This is a genomic window from Bacillus sp. RC240 (genome assembly GCF_044907945.1).
In the GTDB taxonomy this organism is placed as follows: Bacteria; Bacillota; Bacilli; order Bacillales; family Bacillaceae_G; genus Bacillus_A; species Bacillus_A mycoides.
This window is the reverse complement of record NZ_JBIYCT010000001.1, coordinates 1,171,523-1,193,392: the sequence shown is the minus strand read 5'-3', so window position 1 is coordinate 1,193,392 and position 21,870 is coordinate 1,171,523. Positions and strand designations below refer to the sequence as shown.

15 protein-coding genes and 1 pseudogene are annotated in these 21,870 nt (G+C 32.6%); 13 read left to right on the top strand and 3 right to left on the bottom strand.

The annotated features are described in order from the left end of the window. The first annotated feature begins 1 nt into the window (after position 1). The 6 genes from ABH955_RS06120 to ABH955_RS06095 all read left to right on the top strand — a co-directional run bounded on the left by ABH955_RS06120 (position 2) and on the right by ABH955_RS06095 (position 6,069). Entirely contained in the window at positions 2 to 988 is a 987-nt protein-coding gene (locus ABH955_RS06120) for a sensor histidine kinase (protein ID WP_002017026.1), read from the top strand. 128 nt (positions 989 to 1,116) lie between these two features. Continuing rightward, positions 1,117 to 1,887: an ABC transporter ATP-binding protein gene (locus ABH955_RS06115; RefSeq protein WP_404490969.1), complete on the top strand. Its 771-nt coding sequence runs from the start codon at positions 1,117 to 1,119 to the stop codon at positions 1,885 to 1,887. After that, positions 1,862 to 3,799: an FtsX-like permease family protein gene (locus ABH955_RS06110; RefSeq protein WP_404490968.1), complete on the top strand. Its 1,938-nt coding sequence runs from the start codon at positions 1,862 to 1,864 to the stop codon at positions 3,797 to 3,799. Before ABH955_RS06115 ends, ABH955_RS06110 begins: the two co-directional genes overlap by 26 nt. Before the next feature lie 35 nt (positions 3,800 to 3,834). Beyond that, positions 3,835 to 4,515: a lipoprotein BA_5634 family protein gene (locus tag ABH955_RS06105; RefSeq protein ID WP_002127456.1), complete on the top strand. Its 681-nt coding sequence runs from the start codon at positions 3,835 to 3,837 to the stop codon at positions 4,513 to 4,515. Positions 4,516 to 4,718: 203 nt separating this feature from the next. Beyond that, the gene (locus ABH955_RS06100) at positions 4,719 to 5,252 is read left to right on the top strand and encodes an RNA polymerase sigma factor (RefSeq protein WP_002127457.1); all 534 of its coding nucleotides are present in this window, start codon (positions 4,719 to 4,721) and stop codon (positions 5,250 to 5,252) included. Beyond that, positions 5,242 to 6,069, top strand: a complete 828-nt coding sequence (locus tag ABH955_RS06095; RefSeq protein ID WP_404490967.1) for an SH3 domain-containing protein — start codon at positions 5,242 to 5,244, stop codon at positions 6,067 to 6,069. The genes ABH955_RS06100 and ABH955_RS06095 overlap by 11 nt, the downstream gene beginning before the upstream one ends. A gap of 11 nt (positions 6,070 to 6,080) precedes the next feature. Here ABH955_RS06095 and ABH955_RS06090 read toward each other — a convergent pair whose 3' ends face one another. Further along, complete coding sequence (locus ABH955_RS06090; protein ID WP_404490966.1) at positions 6,081 to 7,841, bottom strand: peptidoglycan D,D-transpeptidase FtsI family protein; 1,761 nt, start codon at positions 7,839 to 7,841, stop codon at positions 6,081 to 6,083. Between the two features lie 410 nt (positions 7,842 to 8,251). Here ABH955_RS06090 and ABH955_RS06085 point away from each other — a divergent pair, with 410 nt between their 5' ends. Continuing rightward, positions 8,252 to 10,387 carry a peptidoglycan D,D-transpeptidase FtsI family protein gene (locus ABH955_RS06085; protein WP_404455311.1) on the top strand — a complete coding sequence of 712 codons (2,136 nt, stop codon included), beginning with the start codon at positions 8,252 to 8,254 and terminating at the stop codon, positions 10,385 to 10,387. A gap of 282 nt (positions 10,388 to 10,669) precedes the next feature. Beyond that, positions 10,670 to 11,596, top strand: a complete 927-nt coding sequence (bla, locus tag ABH955_RS06080) for a class A beta-lactamase Bla1 (protein WP_404491022.1) — start codon at positions 10,670 to 10,672, stop codon at positions 11,594 to 11,596. Between the two features lie 7 nt (positions 11,597 to 11,603). On the opposite strand, the pseudogene ABH955_RS06075 reads toward bla, so the two are convergent. After that, positions 11,604 to 11,690 (bottom strand): annotated as a pseudogene (locus ABH955_RS06075) (undecaprenyl-diphosphatase); the annotation flags it as partial. 607 nt (positions 11,691 to 12,297) lie between these two features. On the opposite strand from ABH955_RS06075, the gene hblC reads away from it, so the two are divergent. From hblC to ABH955_RS06055, 4 genes are all read left to right on the top strand, one after another. Then, on the top strand, positions 12,298 to 13,617 hold the full coding sequence (gene hblC, locus ABH955_RS06070; RefSeq protein WP_404490965.1) for a hemolysin BL lytic component L2: 1,320 nt from the start codon (positions 12,298 to 12,300) through the stop codon (positions 13,615 to 13,617). Between the two features lie 62 nt (positions 13,618 to 13,679). Next, positions 13,680 to 14,909 (top strand): hemolysin BL lytic component L1, encoded by a 1,230-nt coding sequence (gene hblD / locus ABH955_RS06065; protein ID WP_404455390.1) that lies wholly within the window; start codon positions 13,680 to 13,682, stop codon positions 14,907 to 14,909. A gap of 31 nt (positions 14,910 to 14,940) precedes the next feature. Continuing rightward, positions 14,941 to 16,074, top strand: coding sequence for a hemolysin BL binding component B (hblA, locus tag ABH955_RS06060; protein WP_404455317.1), 1,134 nt, complete (start codon positions 14,941 to 14,943; stop codon positions 16,072 to 16,074). A gap of 511 nt (positions 16,075 to 16,585) precedes the next feature. Continuing rightward, positions 16,586 to 19,195: a putative mucin/carbohydrate-binding domain-containing protein gene (locus ABH955_RS06055; protein ID WP_404490964.1), complete on the top strand. Its 2,610-nt coding sequence runs from the start codon at positions 16,586 to 16,588 to the stop codon at positions 19,193 to 19,195. A gap of 681 nt (positions 19,196 to 19,876) precedes the next feature. Here ABH955_RS06055 and ABH955_RS06050 read toward each other — a convergent pair. Then, positions 19,877 to 20,131: a DUF5065 family protein gene (locus ABH955_RS06050; protein ID WP_080118804.1), complete on the bottom strand. Its 255-nt coding sequence runs from the start codon at positions 20,129 to 20,131 to the stop codon at positions 19,877 to 19,879. Positions 20,132 to 20,654: 523 nt separating this feature from the next. Between ABH955_RS06050 and ABH955_RS06045 the strand changes: the two genes are divergently transcribed. Then, positions 20,655 to 21,854 (top strand): NAD(P)/FAD-dependent oxidoreductase, encoded by a 1,200-nt coding sequence (locus tag ABH955_RS06045; RefSeq protein WP_016126968.1) that lies wholly within the window; start codon positions 20,655 to 20,657, stop codon positions 21,852 to 21,854. Positions 21,855 to 21,870: the final 16 nt, after the last annotated feature.

The following is a 21,870-nucleotide window of genomic DNA, read 5'->3' as shown; positions in this document are numbered from 1 at the left end:
AATGAATTTATTTTTACGTGAACATATCCCTTTCATCTGTTTCTCAATCATTCAGCTATTTGTCGTTCTAACTGTTTATTGGCTGGATGGATATAACCACTTATCTACTGCGTTATATAGTGTGTTTTTAGGAGGATGCTTTTTAATTGCGTTTTTACTTTATCGCTACTTTAGCCATCGTAGATTTTATAACAAATTATCCAACCCTTCTGAAACATTAGAGGACTCCTTAGAAGAACTCGATTCCACTCCATTATCAGTAGCACTTCAGCGTGTGTTAAAGACACAATACAGTCAATATCATCAACAGTTAAAGACTTGGGAATATAAACAAAAAGAGCACCTTACATTTATTAATCAATGGGTGCATCAGATGAAAACGCCCCTATCAGTTATTGAACTGATCACACAAGAAGAGAATGGGGAGGTTTTTGAAAGTATTGTGGAAGAAGTAGATCAAATGCAGTACGGATTAGAAATGGTCTTATATATGGCGCGATTACAAACGTTTGAGCAAGATTTTTATGTGGAAAGAGTTTCGTTACAGGAAATCGTTCAAGAAGTAATCCGTGAAAATAAACGTCTGTTTATCCGTAGCTATGTTTATCCAGAAGTAAAAGTAAAACAAACTATTATGGTAGAAACCGATAGAAAGTGGCTTCGGTTTGTTATTCATCAAGTGATATCCAATGCCATTAAGTATTCAGCAGGAAGTAGAAAAAACGTTACTATTACTACATTAGAAGAAGAGCGCTCAGTAATCCTTGAAATACACGATCATGGTGTGGGAATTCCAAAAGAAGACCTCCCAAGAGTATTCCGCCCATTTTATACGGGAATAAACGGTCGGAAATTTAAGGAATCTACTGGGATGGGATTATATCTTGTGAAAAATATTATAAAAAGATTGGAACATGATATTGAAATAAAGTCGGAAGTAGGAAAAGGAACAACAATCTGTATTATTTTCCCTTATGCAAATCGTTAGAACGGTATTTAGTTTGACTTTTCAGAAACATTACAGACCTGTTAGATATATGAAAGGTTAATCGATATGAGAAGAAGGGACGCTTAGATAAACTTAGGTTATTAAAAGATAAAAAGGAGCAAAACGATATGGAAATATTAAAGGTCTGTGAACTGAGTAAAATCTATACAGGAAAGGTATCTTATGAAGCGCTCACCGACATTAATTTGAGTGTGAAAAAAGGGGAGTTTGTAGGAATAATGGGACCATCAGGAAGTGGAAAAACTACTTTGTTGAACATGGTTTCTACTATTGATTCTCCCACATCAGGAGAAATATTGATTAATGGAGAAAATCCATATCAATTATCTCAAAATGAACTGGCATTATTTCGAAGACGTGAATTAGGTTTTGTGTTTCAAGCATTCAATCTTCTTACAACATTAACTGTAAAAGAAAATATTGTTCTTCCTCTGACGTTAGATGGTACTAAAGTTGAGGATATGAATCAGCGTGTAGAAGGTATTGCAGAAAAATTAGGCATTCAAGATATATTAAATAAACGAACATATGAAATATCGGGCGGACAAGCACAAAGAACAGCAATTGCACGTGCTCTAATTCATAAACCTAAATTATTACTTGCAGATGAGCCGACAGGAAACTTAGATTCAAAAGCGGCTAATGATGTAATGGAGTTATTAAAACGATTAAATAAAGAACAAGATGCAACAATGATGCTTGTTACGCACGATCCAGTGGCTGCAAGTTTTTGTGATCGCGTTGTATTTATTAAAGATGGAAAATTATATAACGAAATTTATAACGGAGAAAACCAACAAAAGTTTTATCAAAAAATTATAGATGTACTTGCATTACTAGGAGGTCGTAAGCATGACTTTTCAAAGATTCGCTTTTAATAATATCATTCGAAGTAAGCGGACTTATGCTGCACACTTTCTAAGTAGCTCATTTTCAGTTATGGTTTTTTTCACATATTCACTCTTACTTTTTCATCCTGATTTACAAGGAGGACTAGCCTCCACAAGTAAAACAATGAGCCTTTTAGGAACAATGGGGATGCAAATCTCTCAATATCTCATTTTTGTATTTTCATTCTTCTTTCTTTTATATTCGGTGAGTTCTTTTTTAAAAACAAGAAAAAAAGAATTTGGAATTTTAATCATGCATGGTATGACACCGGCGCAGTTAAATAAATTAATTTTTTTAGAAAATATGTTAATTGGAGTCGCTTCAATTACATTTGGTATCTTAATTGGTTTGATATTTTCAAAGCTCAATTTATTGGCAAGTGAAAATATATTAGCGATTGATAAGGGTCTTCCTTTTTACGTTCCTATAAAAGCTGTCTTTACGACAACTGGCGCATTTTTGATTCTGTTTCTAGTCATTTCGTTGTTTACTTCTAAAATGGTAAAAGCAAACAAGTTAATTGATTTGATGAAATCAGAGGAAAAGCCAAAACCAGAGCCAAAGGCATCAAAAGCATTAGCATTCCTTTCCGTATTATTAATTGGGTTAGGGTATGGATGTGTGTTCTATTTCGTACTAGAAAGAAACTTCATTATGCCTTACTTACTTGGAGGAGTAGTTTTTGTAGTGGTAGGGACATATTTTCTATTTTCACAGTTGAGCGTGTATGTAATACGTGTCTTAAAGAAAAAAGACACTGTATTTTTTAATAAAACGAACCTACTTACCATATCTGAATTGGCTTATCGTATGAAGGATAATGCAACTATGTTCTTTATGCTAGCGATTGTTTCCGCGGTGGCTTTCACAGGAATTGGTACATGTTTAGCAATGGGAAATAAGGGATTAACGGAGATGATCAATCCATTTGCATTTACCTATACCTCGTTAGGCGAGAATCCCCAAGAAGGAGAGCACATTACAGAAATAAAAAAACAACTCACTCGTTCAAATTTTTCTTATCAGGTAGCGGTTACGAATCCTAAATTCACGGAAAATAATTTAGTGCTAATCAAAGTATCAGAGTATAACAAGTTTGCAAAAATCTTCGGGTATGAAATGGAAAAGATAGATAATGATCAAGAAGCGATTATAGTACCCTCAATAATTTCGCAAAAAGAAAAGTATGCAAGAGGAAAAGATATACCCGAGAAAATAGATGTAGTACAGGAAAACTTAGAGATGTCCCTTGGGGTCAAGAAGGCAGTCCCGTATATAGTTCTCCCAAATACAATTGGAGCTATTATTGTTGTTTCGGATTCTTTGTACGATACAATCCCGAATAGAAAGACAGAAGATGATTCTTACGTAATGAAAAGTCAATATGGATTTGTAGTGGAAAATTGGGAGAAATCAAGAGTGGTTACAAAAAAATTAGAAGCAACAATGGGTAATAATAATTCGGTGCAAGCACATCATTATTTTAAAGCATTGTATTCTGAATGGATTTTTTCGAAACAAGAGAACGGTATTTTACTTATTGTCAGTGTATTAGTAGGGATCGTATTCTTTACGTTCGCAGCCAGTCTTTTATATTTCAGGCTATATGCAGATTTAGAAAGGGAACAACAACAATATGAAATGATTGCGAAGGTCGGTCTAAGTAGAAGAGAGCTAAAGAAAATCGTAACGCGTCAGCTTACGTTAATGTTCTTCTTGCCTTTAATTATAGCGATTATTCATAGTGGTGTCGCTTTTATAGCCTTGCAACAGCTAATTGACTTCTCTGTTTTAAAGATGTCCATTTTAATTATACTAGCCTTTATATCCATTCAAAGTGTGTACTTTTTCACTGTCCGTTGGCGTTATTTACAACGGTTATATAAAAAAATCATGTAACGTATTGATAAAACAAGCAAAGAGGAGAAAAAGAAATGAAAAAAGTAATGAAAGTGTGTATGGCAGGAGTTGTATCAATTTCTATGTTAGGGGCTTGTTCTTTTGGAAAGAAAGAAGAACCAAGGAATGCCGCTTTATTGATTGGGGAAGAACAATCATTAAAAGAAATAGTAAGTCAACATAAAAGTGAAATTAAGACCAACACTTTATATAAAGTGAAAAAAGCAGAAACTGGCGGTAAACAACTATTAATTATGGAACGAAAAACTGCAGAGAAAATGGTTGAGATAGGTGTGTTGAGAGAATCAGATAATGATAATGAAGTATGGAGTTCAGATCCAATAAAGTCATTACCTTCAGCTCCAAAAGGTAAAGCTGTATTATTGGCTAGTAAGAAAAATAAAAAAATTAAGGAATTAACAATTAATGAAAAGAAAATAGAAGTCCAGTATGCTAGCGATACTTGGTTTGGTCACTATCGTAATTCAGATTATGAGGAGCTGATTGTAATTGTTGACAATACTACTTTCAATCAAATCCCTGTAAATGAAACATCAATGGAAATCCTTCATTTCAATAAATCGTATGGTGAAGATAGACCATATAACACAGATGATGTTACGGCTGTACAAGCAGAAACTGAATGGAAAAAACTCACTAAAACTATGGGGAGTCAAGTGGATGTATTAGATGCGGTTTCTATTATAAAAAAATAATGAAAATATATTTAATACAGAAAAACCAGGATGATTTTAAGAATTTATCCTGGTCTTTTTTATTACATTTTTTTAGAAATATCATCTGTCGAAAAAAAAGATAAACAATGGAACAAATGAAACTTGTATCATGTCTATATATTGAAACCATATTAAAAGTGAGGGCAGCTTTATGTTTATTCAAATAAGTTTGAGGTGTGGAAATGGAACAGAAGTTTATTGAAAAATGTAATCATGATGAGCTTGACTATGTTATAAAAGACTATTGGCAAGATGTATGGAATTATTCATTTATTATTACGAAAGATCCACACTTATCAGATGACATCACACAAGATGTATTTATTAAGGTTTTTAAACATTGGAATTCGTTTCGAAAGGAGTCATCTATTAAAACGTGGATATTAAAAATTACAAGAAATACGGCAATAAACTATTTGAAATCCTCTTATTTTAAAAGGATATCTTTAGTGGGATTTTTTAGTGACGATAAGCAATCTCCATCGGCAGAACAAGAATTTTTTAATCAAGAGGAAATGAATGATGTGTGGGATGTTGTATTAAAACTACCTAAAAAACACCGCGAAATACTAATATTGGACGCGAAATATGAATTATCTTATGAAGAAATGGCTGAAACATTAGGTGTATCCATTGGAACAGTCAAATCTAGGTTAAGCAGAGCAAGAAGTAAAGTTTCAAAATTAATAGGGGAGGGTAGAAGTGATGAACAGTAAAAAAAATCCTGACTGGTATAGCAAATTAAAAAATGGACCAATGGAGCGTCGTAAAGATGAAGAAGCATTTATTTATAAAATAAAGCAATCGATATACCAAAATAGTGAAGTAGACTCTGTACCATACAAGAGACCATTTCGTAAAAAAGCATTGCCTATTGTAGTTGTTTTGGTTTGTACAATGTTATTTTTTATTGTTCAACAACCTTGGCTTGATGATAATAAATCACCGGTACAAAGTAGTACTCAAATTAAGCCTAAAACAAAAGATGAGTCTGCTCAAGATCCATCATTAAAACAATTTATGAATGAGTTATATCGAAGTACAAATTCAAAAAATGAAAATGACCTGTATAGAGCGTTAAATGATGAAGTTCTATTTAAAGGGAAAAGTTATCAGAAGGATGAATTGAAGTTTGATGAGGATATTTTTCATGAGTTGCAAGTCGCTCTTACAATGGGGGGAGAATTTGCAAATGATACAAAGAAAGCATACAAAGTACCAAGTGGATTGACAGAAAGTAACCAACCAAAGCAATCGCATTTTATATATGCAACTGTTACTGGAAATAAAACGGAAATTTTAGCTGAACCAAAACGAGAATCACAAGTTTTATATGAAGTATCTAATGAAATGGTAAAAGCTTTGATTCCAGAAAAAGTACAGAATGATGGATTTATAAAAGTATCGACAATTAACGGTTATACTGGATATGTACAAAAAGAGTATGTTTTAACTGATATTAAATATTCTTTCATATTTGAAAAGAATGATGAAGGTATATGGGAAATAACGAATATAGATTCTATATGGTAAAAGAGGAAGGTTCACTTTAATGAACCTTCCTCTTTATCTTTATCCTCTTTTTGAAGTGAATTCCAGCACTCTAAAATTTCTGATGTAACGAGAGCAGCAATATTTTTTTCCGAATTACTACCAGGAATAACGACAGAAATAGCAATTTTTGGATCTTCGGTAGGAGCATATGCAATGAAAAGAGAATGATTTATCATTCTTTCTTGCTCGTTCGGAGAGCCAGTTATCCCTGTTTTACCCGCGACATGAAAGGGCAAGTTTTTAATCTCCTCTATATTTTGACTCATCCCACCTTGCACGACACTCCAAAATTTCATAGGATAACGATTTGAACTTTCTAAGAGTGGTTTAAACTTTTTTGTTTCCTTATCGTCTTGACCAATAATAGCACTTACGATTTGAGGTTTATATTTATCACCTTTACTTGCCAAAGTTGCTGCATATTGAGCAAGTTGTAGAGGGGTGTGTACTTCATTTCCTCCCCAAGATGCATTTAATAAAGCAGAGATTCCATTTTCAAACTTATTAGATGGATGAAATTCATATTCTCCGTCTTCTTCAAAGGGTAAATCAATACCAGTTTTAGAGCGGAGGCCAAATTGCTTTAAATAATCTGTCCATATATTTGCTACTTTTTCTATATTCCCATTATTTCGGTTGAATAAGGGGAGAGCTACTTTTGCTGTCATAAATGTATTTGATGAATTAATGATAGCTTGACTCGGTGTAATTTCACCTGTTGGTGTTCCAGGAGCATTGGTGATGTTATTTTGATTATCATACTGAAAACTACCATTATCCAAATATGTATCCTCAGGTTGAAAAAGCTTTTCGTTTAATCCGATTAAAATAGTAAGTGGCTTTATAGTAGAGGCCATATTTACATAAGATTCACCATATTTTAATTTTTGAATCGCTTTATTTTGCGAAAGGGATTTAATGTTTTCTTTTTTAGATGATACATGTGTATTTAATATATTTGGATCAAAAACTGCCGAATTGGCCATAGTTAATATTGCGCCAGTTTTTACATCGGTTACTACTGCATAACCAGCATTAGCATCAGGTACTTTCTTAATTTGAGATCTTAGTGCTTCCTCTGTTTTTTGCTGCAATTTAGAGTCTAAAGCTAGCCGGACATCTTTTCCTTTTTGTACTTTTTGAATGTTCCATAAGAACTTTTTATTATTCATTTTAAAAATCAGAGTTTTTCCGGGTTTTCCTTTTAAATCATTTTCATATTGAAACTCAATCCCACTTTTACCAACAGGTACATTTTTAGAATTAAGGTCATTTTCTACATACCCAATTACTTGTGAAGCAATTTCGTTCTTTGGATAATATCGAATGAATTCGTCTTTGATCACTACATTTTTAGGTTTATTCTTGTTTATGAATGAAATTTCATTTTCATTTATATCAGAGTATAAGGATATTTCATTCATAGTCTGCTTATTACAGGATTGTTGTAATTGAGATTTTATGTCCTCTGTAGAAATGTCATGTTGAAACTCGTTTGAAAATTGATTGAAAAAAGCTAATGTGTTTGATGTATCTTTATTCGATAGTTTTTCATCATTAGAAGTGCAATATAGAGACTTAACTTTCTTATTTGTAGCTAGTATTACACCATTTTGATCAAGAATTTTTCCTCTTTCAGCTGAAGAAGTTGCGATAGTAATTGAAATGAAGTTGATTTTTAATAAAATTAGTAAAATCACACTTACAATAGAAAGAACCGCAAAAAATCTCCATCTTTTCGTATGTAACATATAACCCTCCCTTATGTAGCCTATTCCATCTTATAGTTAATTATTTTTTTTGTAAATGTGGAACAACTTTATGATTTAGATTGTCTATTAAGTATTACAGCATGAAGAAAGGAACAATCAGTATGAAAAAAAGTACATGTTAATAGTAAGTCTATGTGTAAGTTTAATATGAGTCATTATACAGTTTAGCATTTCTAATGCAGGCGACAAAAAAATAGAGAAAAAAACAGGAAGGGAGATTTATCAATTACACGGCTAAACCAAAAGGAATGGATGCTTACAAGGATTTAACAAAAAAGATAAGACACTATTATAACTGAATAGTGGTTTCTAATATATAGGGAACGCTTTTAGTATATTTATTTACTAAGTATTAGTGAGGATTTCCTGAAGAATTATATGGAGGATTTATGAAAGAACAAAAAGTAAAGAAACAGAAGACATATATATCTATTCGATTGAATATAATGTTCCTTTGCATATTTGTACTATTCTCAGCTATTATTATGCAGCTAGGAAAAGTACAAATCGTTGAGGGAGAGGCTTATAAGAACCAAGTGGAAAACAGTCAAAATGAAACAACTAGTATACCAGTTCCACGTGGACAGATTCTAGATCGAGAAGGGAAAACGGTCGTTAATAATAAATCTCTTCGCACAATTACGTATACAAGGGTGAAGGGGATTACGAGTGAAGATATTTTAAAAACAGCAAAAGACTTGGCGAAGGTACTTGAAATGCCTGAGCAAGATATAAATAAATTAACCGATATCGATAAAAAAGATTTTTGGATGCAATTGAATACGAAACGTGCGGAATCAAAGATTACTAAAAACGACATAGGAAAGTTTAAAGAAAAGGGAATAGAGGGAAAAGAACTAGACAAAAAAATTCAAGACTTAAGACGAAGTCGCGTTACAGAAGTAGAATTGGCAGAATTAACAGCACAAGATTTAAAACTGTTAGCTATTAAAAGTAAAATGAGTTCAGGTTATCAACTGACACCACAAATTATAAAAAAAGATGTGACAGATCAAGAATATGCGCGGATAAGTGAAAAACTTGCGGAGTTTCCAGGAGTAGATACAACAGTTGATTGGGAACGTAATTATGTAAATGGTAATTTATTTCGTTCCGTGTTAGGTAATATTACAAGTAGTGAAGAAGGATTACCGAAAGAAAACTTAGATTCTTATTTGGTACGTGGATATAACCGTAATGACCGTGTAGGAAAAAGTTATATTGAACAACGATATGAAGATGTATTACACGGCACAAAAGAAGAAGTGAAAAACATTACTGATAAATCAGGAAACATTATAAACACAGAAATAATCTCTAAAGGAAAAAGTGGTAATAGTTTAACATTAACGATTGATATGGAATTACAAAAGAAAGTGGAAGAAAGTATAGAGAAAAATTTGAGAGCTTTTAAGAGTTCAGAGCCACTGTTGGACCGAGCGTTTGTCGTCATGACAAATCCAAATAACGGACAGATTTTATCTATGGCAGGCAAAAAGATTGTAGAAAAAGAAGGGAAAATAGAGATTGAGGATTTGGCATTAGGTAACATGACAACTTCGTATGAGCTAGGGTCAGCTGTAAAAGGCGCAACGTTATTAACTGGATATGAGACAGGGGCAATACAGCCAGGAGATCAATTTTATGATGCACCGATGAAATTTAAAGGTACACAAGCCAAGAAATCATGGAATGTATCCGGATTTGGTAATATTAATGATTTACGAGCTTTACAAGTATCTTCGAATGTATACATGTTCCAGACAGCTTTAAAAATTGCGGGAGTTAATTACGTACCGAATGGTTCATTGGATATTAAACAAGAAGCATTTGATAAAATGCGTTATTATTTTAAACAATTTGGTTTAGGGGTACCAACAGGTATTGATTTACCGAATGAAATAATTGGGCAAACGAGAAAAGTAGATAGTCAACCTGGGTTTTTACTAGATTTTTCTATCGGTCAGTATGATACGTATACACCATTGCAATTGGCACAATATATTTCAACTATTGCAAATGGTGGATATAGAATGCAACCCCAAATTGTACAAGAAATACGAGAGCAATCAATAAAAGAAGAAGAGGTCGGTAAAGTTATACGCTCTATAGAGCCTGTCGTATTAAATCGAGTTGATATGAAGAAAGAACATATTGATCGGATAAAAGAAGGTTTTAGATGGGTATTCCAAGAAGGTGATGGAACTGGCGTGAAGTATTTCAAAAATGCGCCATATAAACCAGCAGGAAAGACAGGGACAGCTCAAACTGTATATGGTGGAGATGATCCAATTGGTAGAAATGCAAAAGGAGAACGTATGGAATGTTACAACTTAACATTAGTTGGATATGCTCCATATGATAATCCAGAAGTAGCATTTTCTGTAGTAGTCCCATGGCTTCATGATGATAAAAATGGAATTAATTCTATAATTGGAAAGGAAATTTTAGATGTATACTTTGATTTAAAAAAGCAACGTATGCATGGTGGAGCTGCTAGTACAGATAGTTCGAATCAAAGATAGTAAAATTTGTGCACTTTTCTCAGGGGAAGAGACCCTGTTTATATAAAAGCCTTTATAAGTTAAAGAAAAAGGAAGATTTGAAATAAGAGATAGCGGCTATCATAGTTGCTATCTCTTACTTTTGTTAATATCTTGGCTACTAGTTAAAAAGGTTTTAAATTTATGGAACAAACTTGTTTCTTAGATGGTCTATTATGTGTACGTATAAAAACAGGTTTTCAAATAGGATACAGTGTATTGAATTTATTACTTGTTTTCAGTATTGAAAATTTGAAAGGAATGATGATTTTGAAAAACAAGAGGATGTTAAAAATAGGTTTATGTGTTGGTATATTAGGTTTAAGTCTTACAAGCCTAGAAGCTTTTACAGGAGGGGCATTGCAAGTTGAAGCGAAAGAAAAGACCGGACCAGTTAAACATAAAAATCATGCGACGTATAAAGAATTCTCTCAACTTGAGAAAAAATTTGATGCTCGATTAGGTGTATATGCTATTGATACTGGTACAAATCGAACAATTGCTTATCGACCTAACGAAAGATTTGCCTTTGCATCAACCTACAAGGCATTAGCGGCAGGAGTATTGCTACAGCAAAACTCAACTGAGAAATTAAATGAAGTTATCACTTATACGAAAGACGACTTGGTGGAATATTCACCCGTTACAGAGAAACATGTAGATACAGGCATGAAACTTGGGGAAATTGCAGAGGCGGCTGTTCGTTCCAGTGATAATACCGCCGGGAACATTTTATTTAATAAAATAGGCGGACCTAAAGGATATGAAAAAGCACTTAGACAGATGGGTGATGGGGTTACTATGGCTGATCGCTTTGAGCCAGAGTTAAACGAAGCTACTCCAGGAGACATTCGTGACACTAGTACAGCGAAAGCCATTGCTACCAATCTTAAGGCTTTTACGGTCGGAAATGCACTTCCAGCTGATAAACGTAAAATTCTTACAGAGTGGATGAAAGGAAATGCTACAGGAGACAAACTTATTCGTGCAGGCGTACCAACTGACTGGGTAGTTGGAGATAAATCAGGAGCTGGAAGTTATGGGACACGAAATGATATTGCTATCGTTTGGCCACCGAACAGGGCACCTATTATCATTGCAATCTTATCTAGTAAAGATGAGAAAGAAGCTACCTATGATAATAAATTAATTGCAGATGCAGCTGAAGTTATAGTTAAGGCTCTTAAATGATAATTTCTCAATTCTTTATGTAATGTAATTGAAAATAGGAACCTAGAAAGCGATTCTTTTTACTGTGAAAAGAATCGCTTTTTTGTATTCCTATAATGAATAGTAAGTATATAAGCGAAAATTATTATTTCATGGACAATTTATCCCCTAAAGTGCATGAGGGAAATTTTCTCCTGTGGTATTCGTAGCAATATGATTATTATGTATACGATAATAATATTTTGGAGTAGTTAAGCTAGATACTCCTATATGGATATGTAATTTTACATATCCATATAAAAGACACATATGTGTTAATCACTATTAAATTATATTGAAATCATTTTTAAGTAAGGGATTCATATAGATTTAAGGGAATCAAAGAATTTTTATGTTTAATTATCATAGTATAATTATTTCACTTTATGAAATGAAATTTGTATTTAACTTTTTTAAATATAATATTTTTAAATTCGAATAATAAATATCTGAAAAATTAAATTTAATCAATGTGATTTTCAGGTTTACTTATGAAAAACATAGTGTTTAAAATGAGGGGGAAGTAAGGTCCTTATATTCTATCAAAAATAAATAAAAAACGAGATACGATTACTCTATCGAAAAAATTTCTATCCTCAAGTGTGTGTGATGAAATCCTAACGTTAGGTTGTACAAAATTTACGATTAAAACTGTAAAAAACAATAGTGAAGAGGTGTACGGAATGAAGAATAAAATTATGACAGGATTTTTAATAACATCAATCGTTACTGGAGCGACTATTCCTATCAATACTCTCGCAATGCCAATCGTTCAGGCAGAAACGAAACAAGATAATATAGATATTTCCTCAGCATTACGAAAAATAGGTGCACACTCCAAATTAACACAAACCTTTATAGATGGAGCCTTAGCAAGTCCGAATGTGCAACTTGAAGAAGTTCCATCTTTAAATACAACTCAATTTCTAATTAAACAAGATATGAAAGAGTGGTCATCAGAACTATATCCAAAATTAATTCTACTAAATTCAAAAAGTAAAGGATTTGCAACCAAATTTAATAGCTATTATCCAACATTAAAAGGATTTGTAGATAATAAGGAAGATAAAGAAGGGTTTATAGATAGACTGGAAGTTCTTCAAGATATGACTATAACAAACAAAGAAAACGTGCAACGTCAGATTAATGAGTTAACAGATCTTAAACTACAGGTAGATAAGAAACTGAAAAATCTTGATACAGATGTGGTAAAAGCACAGAGTGTACTTAGTTCAGAGGGAACAGGAAAAATAGACAAGTTAAAAAATGAAATGCTAAATACAAAAAAATCAATTCAAAATGATTTAGAGCAAATAGCATTATTACCAGGAGCTTTAAATGAACAAGGGCTAAAGGTATTCCAAGAGATTTATAGCCTATCAAAAGATATCATTGAACCGGCTGCTCAAACAGCGGTAGTAGCGTATAACAAAGGAAAAGAAATAAATAATACTATTGTAGAAGCAGAGAAGAAAGCAGAGCAGGAAGCAACAGAAAAGGGAAAATCAGCTATAGAAATTGAAGCTGCCAAAAAAGAAGCACGTGAAGCGATAGAGAAAAGTAAAAAAGGTGAAATTGCTGCAGCTGCAGTTACAAAAACGAAAGAGTATGATCTTATGAAAGTGATTGATCCTGAAAAAATAAAAAAAACATATAGTACCTTTGCCGAAATTAATAAACTAACAGCAGAGCAAAGAGTATATTTAAATGATTTAGAGAAACAAAATCAGAAATTATATGACTTAACAACTAAATTAACAGTAGCAGATTTACAAAAATCAATGATTCTTTTCATGCAAAATGATTTGCATACATTTGCTAATCAAGTAGATGGAGAAATTGAGCTAATGAAACGTTATAAAGAGGATTTGAATCTAATAAATAATAGTATTACAAAATTATTGACTGAAGTTGATACTAGTAACACTCAGTCTCAAAAAGATACATTAAGACGACTAAAAAATGTAACAAATCAACTCGAAGAACAAGTTTGTAAATTTTAATATTAAGAATTTAGGTTTAATAAAAAGATAATAACTCAATTGAAAATAAGGAGGAGAATCAAATAATGAAATTTCCATTTAAGGTCATAACTTTGGCCACTTTAGCAACGGTTATAACTGCTACGAATGGTAGTACTATTCACGCACTTGCACAAGAACAGACAGCACAAGAACAGAAAATAGAAAATTATGCGTTAGGATCTGAAGGGTTAAAGAAAGTGTTGGCTGAAACAGGCTCTCGTATTCTTGTAATGGATTTGTACGCAAAAACAATGATTAAGCAACCGAATGTAAATTTATCCAACATTGATTTAGGTTCAGGAGGGGGAGAATTAATCAAAAACATTCACCTGAATCAGGAACTGTCACGAATCAATGCAAATTACTGGCTAGATACAGCGAAGCCAAACATTCAAAAGACAGCACGTAATATTGTAAATTATGATGAACAATTTCAAAATTATTACGACACACTAGTAGATACTGTAAAAAAGAAAGATAAGGCGGGCCTCAAAGAAGGAATAGGGGATTTAATCGGTACAATTCATACAAATTCAAATGAAGTTACGGAAGTTATTAAGATGTTAGAAGCTTTCAAAACAAAGTTGTATACAAATACTGTAGATTTTAAAAATAATGTTGGAGGTCCAGATGGACAAGGGGGATTAACGGCTATATTAGCGGGAAAACAAGCACTATTCCCACAACTTCAGGTCGAAATTGAGAATTTACGTTCTACGCAGAAAGCACATTTTGATAATGTATTAGCCTGGTCAATTGGTGGTGGATTAGGAGCAGCTATTTTAGTTATTGGAACGATTGCAGGAGCGGTAGTAATTGTTGTGACCGGTGGCACAGCGACACCAGCTGTTATTGGTGGTCTAACAGCTCTAGGGGCAGCTGGTATCGGTTTAGGAACAGCAGCTGGTGTTGAGGCATCTAATCATATGAACTCCTATAATGAAATTTCGAATAAAATTGGAGAATTAAGTATGAAAGCTGATTTAGCTAACCAAGCAGTTATTTCACTTACTAATACAAAAGACACTTTAACATATTTGTATCAAACAGTTGATCAAGCAATTATGTCTCTAACAAGTATTCAGCAACAATGGAATACGATGGGAGCGAATTATAAAGATCTATATGATAATATCGACCAAATGCAAGAACATAAACTTTCTTTAATACCTGATGATTTAAAGGCTGCAAAACAAAGTTGGAATGATATTCATAAGGATGCAGAATTCATTTCAAAAGACATTGCTTTTAAACAAGAAAAAACAAATTAAAAATCAATATATATGTATAGGAGGAATTAAAATGAATAAAAACTTTCCTTATAAACTACTTGCTGTATCGACGTTTTTAACTCTGACAACAACTACTGTAGTTTCTCCAGTGGCAGCCTTCGCAAGTGAAAGTAAAATGGAACAAACTAGTACCGAAGATATATCTCTTTCTGTAAACAGCGAAAAGATGAAAAAAGCTTTGCAAGATGCTGGGGTATTTGCAAAATCCATGAATGATTACTCTTATTTGTTAATTAAAAACCCAGATGTTAACTTTGAAGGGATTGACATTAAAGGATATACAAATCTACCTAGTCAAATTCTACAAGATCAAAAGAATGCAAGAGAGCATGCTACGAAATGGGAGTCACACATAAAAAAACAACTTTTAGATACACTGACGGGGATTGTAGAGTATGATACTAAATTCGACAATTATTATGACACATTAGTAGAAGCGATTAATGAAGGGGATGCAGACACATTAAAAGAAGGCATGACAGATTTACAAGGTGAGATTAAACAAAATCAAGCATATACACAGAATTTAATACAAGAACTAGCTAAGTTAAGAGATAGTATTGGAGAAGATGTCCGAGCATTTGCAGGTCATAAAGATATTTTGCATTCGATTCTGAAAAACCAAGCATCTGGAATTGATGAAGATGAAAAGCGCCTAAATGAAGTTTTAGAGCAAGTAAGACATTTTAAACAAGTAGAATCAGATGGAATAATAACTGTATCAATTCCCTCAATTCCTACGTGGATTGCTGGTGGTGTAATGATAGGGGTAGCAAGAAATAATTTAGGTACGTTAGAGCCGTTGTTAGCACAATTACGTCAGACTATAGATTATAAAGTAACATTAAATCGTGTAGTTGGTGTTGCGTATAATAATATTAATGAAATGCACAATGCGATTGGATCGGCTATTAATGCACTTACCTATATGTCTGCACAATGGCATGATTTAGATTCTCAATATTCGGGAGTGCTTAGTCATATTGATAAAGCATCCCAAAAAGCGGATCAAAATAAATTCAAATTCCTAAAACCTAATTTGAATGCAGCGAAAGATAGTTGGAAAACATTGAGAGCGGATGCGTTTACATTAAAAGAAGGGATAAAAACATTAAAAATGGATCCTGTTTCTTCAAAAAAATAGCGTAATACAGTATTTGTTGCAAGGGCATTTATACAGTTATAAAATGATTTTTTGTTCTTTATAAATTGAAAAGACGGAGGTATCATCAGGCCTCTGTCTTTTATTTTATTGAAATATTTTTATAATTCCATCCTATATGCGGAAAATAGTTATACAAGTTTGAAATTTTAAAGTGAATGATTTTTATGAATTTTCCCATAAAACCTAATCTATGATTAGTGAGCTTTATATTCTTATTTTCCTAATTGAATACTTTTATACAATTAGATGGAAGTTAACAATACTAAATCAAAACATAATAGGTTGTTATTGATGAGTTTATCGTAAAGTTGTTATTTTATGTGTCATCAAATAACATTTATAAACAATTAGAAATAAAGAAAAGGAGACTATTATGAGGAAAAATAGAGTATTAGATACAACATAAATAGCGTAAAAAATTTTTGGTGTAAAAACGTAATAAATAAAATAATAATCCTTAAATGTACTAAGGGAAAATGAGGGAGATAATATGGGGAATAACTCAAAATATAAAACTAGAAAAATACTTGCAGCTACTGCTACAGTAACTATGCTTACGACTGGAATGGTTTCTTCATCAGATGTCTTTGCAGAGGAAACAAAGCAGCAAAAAAAAATATCGACATCACTGCAAGAGGAAAAGCCAGTTAAATCAGAAAACAGAATATATACAGTCCCAGGAAAAGGGGATGTTGAGGTACTGAAACAACAGGAAAGAAAAAGTATGGCATTTAGTCCATATGAACCCACTGGTTTATATGCAAAGCCAAATGAACAAATAACGATTAATGTAGAAGGAAATCAAAATATTCAAGCATACATTGGAACGTATTCGTATGATGCTTCTTGGAGAGAAGATTCTAAAATAAAATCATTTACATTAAAACCTGGTATAAACACAATCCAATCTCCAAATGGGGGGATGATTTATTTTTATAATAAACAACAAGGTGGTACCATTCGAACAACAGTCACAACAGGTGGAACGACTACTCCCTTTTTTGAACTAGGAAAGCATACGAGACAAGATTTAATAAACATGCTGGACCAATATCCCAATGCACATGCAGTGGAGTTAAAAGGAGAACGTGTATTAATTACGGCCAGCCCTGCACGTGTTAAGAAATATTTGTTAGGTTCTAATACAGATCCTGTACAACTCTTAAAAAAGATGGATGAAGCTACTCGAATTCAAGACAAAGTAGCTGGTTTATCCGAGGAACAAGTAGATAAACATTATATTCATTACGTAGAAGAAAATCATTCTCCCGATTATTATATGTATGCAACTTCTTATCGAACCGCATATGTAGGAGATGCAATCCAATACGTGTTAGATATTAATAAATTTATAAAAGATGGCTGGGGTCCTTGGCATGAGGCAGGGCATTTGAGACAGCAATCACCTTGGAAGTTTTATAATATGACAGAAGTACAAAATAATATTTACAGCCTTTCTGTAGAAAAAGCATTTACATCTAATCAATCTTTTAGATTGCAACAGGAGGGCGCTTATACTAAGGCATTTCAATACTTAGAACAACCTAATAAAAATTATGACGAAGTTAGTGATGTTTTTGTTAAGCTTGTTATGCTTTGGCAACTACAGTTAGCATATGGAGAGGACTTCTATCCTAAATTGCATCAATTGTATAGAGACATGTCTTCAAGTGAACTTCCACAAACTGATGAAAATAAAAAACAATTATTTATGATTTCGGCATCAAAAGTAGCCAAACAAAATTTGATACCTTTCTTTGAGAAGTGGGGATTGCGTCCAAATAACGATACCATTCAAAAAGTGGCTGCATTAGGATATCCAATTTTAACAGCAGAGATTTGGAAGGGTACGGATTCTAATCCAATTAAACCAGATGTGCCTAATGAAAATAATATTTTAGAAGGAAGCCAATTTGCATGGTCACTAAAAGGGATTAGTGATTTCGAATTTGCTAAAATCAATTTCAATAAGTCGACAGAAGAAATGAAAATTGACTTAAAAGCAGGCATACCACATCATTATTTTAATGAAACGTATGCGAGTATTAAAGTACAAAATGCATCAGGAAAAGTAGTATACAATAAAGACATTTATGGAAACAAGCAACAAAATGCTGAATCGCAAAAAGTTCCAGTTAAAGTAGGAGATTATATTGAGTTAACACATCTAGAAGGTGTGCATAGAGCTACTTTCACAAATGTAGATAACAGTAAACAAGAAAGCTTTGGAAAAAAAGCAATGTACGAAGTTACAAAAGAAGGCTTGAAGAAAATAGAAAAAATGCCAAAAGCAACAATTTTAGATGGAAATCAATTTGGCTGGTCACTAAAAGGAATTAGTGATTTCGAGTTTGCTAAAATCAATTTCGATAAGTCGGCAGAAGAAATGCAAGTGGACTTAAAAGCAGGTGTACCGCATCATTATTTTAATGAAACATATGCGAGTATTAAAGTACAAAATGCATCAGGAAAAGTAGTATACAATAAAGACATCTATGGAAACAAACAACAAAATGCTGAATCGCAAAAAGTTCCAGTTAAAGTAGGGGATTATATTGAGTTAACACATCTAGAAGGTGTGCATAGAGCTACTTTCACAAATGTAGATAATAGTAAACAAGAAAGCTTTGGAAAAAAAGCAATGTACGAAGTTACAAAAGAAGGTCTGAAGAAAGTAGAAAAAATGCCAGAAACAACGGTTTTAGACGGAAATCAATTTGGTTGGTCTTTAAAAGGATATAGTGATAGAGAAATTGCAAAAGTAAATTATAATAGGGTAACAGAGAAAATACAGGTGAATTTAGAAGCAGGCGTACCACATTCTTATTTTAATAATACGTATGCAAGTATCAAAGTACAGAATTCATCCGGTAGTGTTGTGTACAATAAGGAAATAGTGGGAAATAGACAGCAAACTGCTGAAAGACAAACTGTGCCAGTCAAAGTGGGAGATTATATCGAGTTTACCCATATAGAAGGGGAAGCAGTAAAGGAAAAGACACGGGCTACACTTATTAACCTTGAGAATAATAAACAAGAATATATAGGTAAAAAAAGAACCTATCAAGTTACTTCTACGGGATTAAGCAAAATAGATTAATATGAATAAACTTCAAATTATTAGTAAGATGCCAAATAGTCGTTCATTATGAACGGCTATTTGGCTTTTATTTATATAAAAGTGAAATATAATCCAATGTTTAATGATTTATTAGAAGTAAAAAGGTAGGTATTATATAAAAGAAAATGAATAATTTATGCAGAGCTTGTATACGGTATTATTATTTGACTATTCTAAAATCAATTGATAAAAACGCTGGAATGTTTTTTAGAAAACAACTGACTCCATAGGTGGAATTTGGAAGATTAATTCTATTTTGGAGTTTATTTTTATAAGGAAATTCACATACGTGGATTAGTATTAAGATTCAAAATGTAAAATATCTAAAGACCTAAGTACAAGCACACATTTTAAATAAAAAAAGTGAGAAGAATGAATAACATTCTTCTCACTTTTAGCAATTAGGGTCGGCATATACATAAATATGCGTTTGAGTGGAATTTTGGATGAAAAATCCACATGCATAGTATACCAAAATATTTAAGGCCCTTCGTATGCAATATTGCATACGAAGAGTAGGTGGATATAATAGTTAACTTACTTCTATTAAAAGTAAAATGTGTTTATATTAAAAAAGTTAAAATCAAATTGAAGCTGGTTAAGATCTTAATTCTTCATAGCTACCTAATTAATCAATTCTAGCTACTGAGTAGGAAAGAGTTAATTAATTTGAAAATGATTTGAGTAGGTAAATTCTCGGTTATACTTAATTACTGCAATATATGTCCCTTTAGTATATACATTTGTAATTGGTGTTCTCCAAATTTCTAACCCTTTAGGCGTAGTAATAAATTCTGGTTCAATTGTAATAAAGCGTTGTAAAGTGCCGTCAGGGTGAACCTTGAAAATCTTCATTTTGGCACCAAAATGCGCTCTACCAAAACGTTGAGTTAAGTAGAAAGTATCTCCTGTTATGAGGTGTTCAATATTCCAGTCGGGTTGGTATGTACTATTTTCAGCTCCCTATAAATCAAAGGCTACGGGAAATATGGTAATAGCAATTCTCACATTATTGAGGGACTGGAAAAACAACAAAGACGTTCTCAAATGCATGTATAGATATTTATAACAAAGATTCAAAAAAGAATAGGTAATATAGCTATTGGAATAAGATTGTTTTTGTCTATCTCCTGAAAAGGAGGATGGACAAACCATACCAAAGAAACTTGCATTTCATTATCTATAGAAGTGTAATGTCATTAAAGTGAGATAGGATACAGGCTAATATTGAGAAATGTAAAGTTTGTAGAGTTTGAAACAAATTAAAGAAGTAACATAAGGGATTTACGCATATAGTAATGTCGACGGATAAAGTTAACGGAATATTCGTTTTAATAAGATAAAATAATAGTATTTTTATCTTATAATATTGTTACTACGATGAAATAAGGCTAATAATTAGTTAACTTAAAAATTAAATTCAGATAGGAAGAGGATAATGAAGACCAGAGATAATTATAAAATTATTGTGATTGGCGCTGGGACTGCAGGACTATCTTCTACTGCACATTTGTTACGAAATGTATCCCTATTGAAAGAAAGTATAGCTATTATCGATTCATCTAAAAAACATTACTTCCAACCACTATGGAGTTTAGTTGGGGGAGGAATTGTTTCAAAGGAATGTACGATGCGTGATCAAGAATCACTTATTCCAAAAGGAGCAACGTGGATTCCTAAAAGTGTTGTTAAGTTGTTTCCAGATCAAAATAAGATACTTTTAGATGATGGAATGCTACTTGAATATGAGATTCTTATTGTAGCAGCCGGTATACAAATAAATTGGGGTGGTATTAAAGGCTTAAAGGAGTCTATTGGGACTAATGGGGTTTGTAGCAATTATTCTTATAAATATGTTGATTCTACTTGGAGAGAAATTGAAAAATTCAAAGGAGGAAATGCGATTTTTACCCACCCCAATACTCCTATTAAATGTGGTGGCGCCCCACAAAAAATTATGTATTTAGCAGAAGAGTATTTTTGTAATAGCGGTTTGAAAAACAGAAGTGAAGTAATGTTTTATTCTGCGAACGCTAACATATTTCAGGTACCGCGTTATGCTGAAACATTAGAACAAGTACTAGAAAGAAAGCAAATTATAACGAACTATAATAAAAACTTAGTAGAAATTATAGCTGAAAAGAGAGAAGCAATTTTTGAAGATACGCAAACACTGAAACGAGAAACAGTACCATATAGTATGATACATGTTGTTCCACCAATGGGGCCACCTAACTTTATTAAAGAAAGTGAGATAAGTGATCATCAGGGGTGGGTAGATATAAGTCCTTATACTTTGCAGCATGTAAAATATAAGAATATTTTTGGACTTGGAGATTGTACCAATTTACCTACATCTAAAACTGGAGCGGCAATTCGAAAACAAATACCTGTCTTAAAACAAAATATTTTGGACGTACTTAATGGAAGAGACTTGCAGGCTAATTATGATGGGTATACATCCTGTCCGATTGTTACAGGATATAAAAGTCTTATACTCGCTGAATTTAACTATGAACATGAGCCTCAAGAAACGTTTCCGTTTAATCAAGCGAAAGAACGGTATAGTATGTTTTTACTTAAAAGGTATATGTTGCCCTATATGTATTGGAATTTAATGTTGAAAGGGATTCTATAAGGAAAGATAGAGAGTT

Bases quoted from the DNA above. Each gene is read 5' to 3' on its own strand.
- ABH955_RS06055 (WP_404490964.1), top strand. From the start codon at position 16,586: ATGGGGAATAACTCAAAATATAAAACTAGAAAAATACTTGCAGCTACT.
- ABH955_RS06105 (WP_002127456.1), top strand. From the start codon at position 3,835: ATGAAAAAAGTAATGAAAGTGTGTATGGCAGGAGTTGTATCAATTTCT.
- ABH955_RS06090 (WP_404490966.1), bottom strand. From the start codon at position 7,841: ATGTTACATACGAAAAGATGGAGATTTTTTGCGGTTCTTTCTATTGTA.
- ABH955_RS06045 (WP_016126968.1), top strand. From the start codon at position 20,655: ATGAAGACCAGAGATAATTATAAAATTATTGTGATTGGCGCTGGGACT.
- ABH955_RS06120 (WP_002017026.1), top strand. From the start codon at position 2: ATGAATTTATTTTTACGTGAACATATCCCTTTCATCTGTTTCTCAATC.
- bla (WP_404491022.1), top strand. From the start codon at position 10,670: ATGATTTTGAAAAACAAGAGGATGTTAAAAATAGGTTTATGTGTTGGT.
- ABH955_RS06115 (WP_404490969.1), top strand. From the start codon at position 1,117: ATGGAAATATTAAAGGTCTGTGAACTGAGTAAAATCTATACAGGAAAG.
- ABH955_RS06095 (WP_404490967.1), top strand. From the start codon at position 5,242: ATGAACAGTAAAAAAAATCCTGACTGGTATAGCAAATTAAAAAATGGA.
- ABH955_RS06110 (WP_404490968.1), top strand. From the start codon at position 1,862: ATGACTTTTCAAAGATTCGCTTTTAATAATATCATTCGAAGTAAGCGG.
- ABH955_RS06100 (WP_002127457.1), top strand. From the start codon at position 4,719: ATGGAACAGAAGTTTATTGAAAAATGTAATCATGATGAGCTTGACTAT.
- hblA (WP_404455317.1), top strand. From the start codon at position 14,941: ATGAATAAAAACTTTCCTTATAAACTACTTGCTGTATCGACGTTTTTA.
- hblC (WP_404490965.1), top strand. From the start codon at position 12,298: ATGAAGAATAAAATTATGACAGGATTTTTAATAACATCAATCGTTACT.
- ABH955_RS06085 (WP_404455311.1), top strand. From the start codon at position 8,252: ATGAAAGAACAAAAAGTAAAGAAACAGAAGACATATATATCTATTCGA.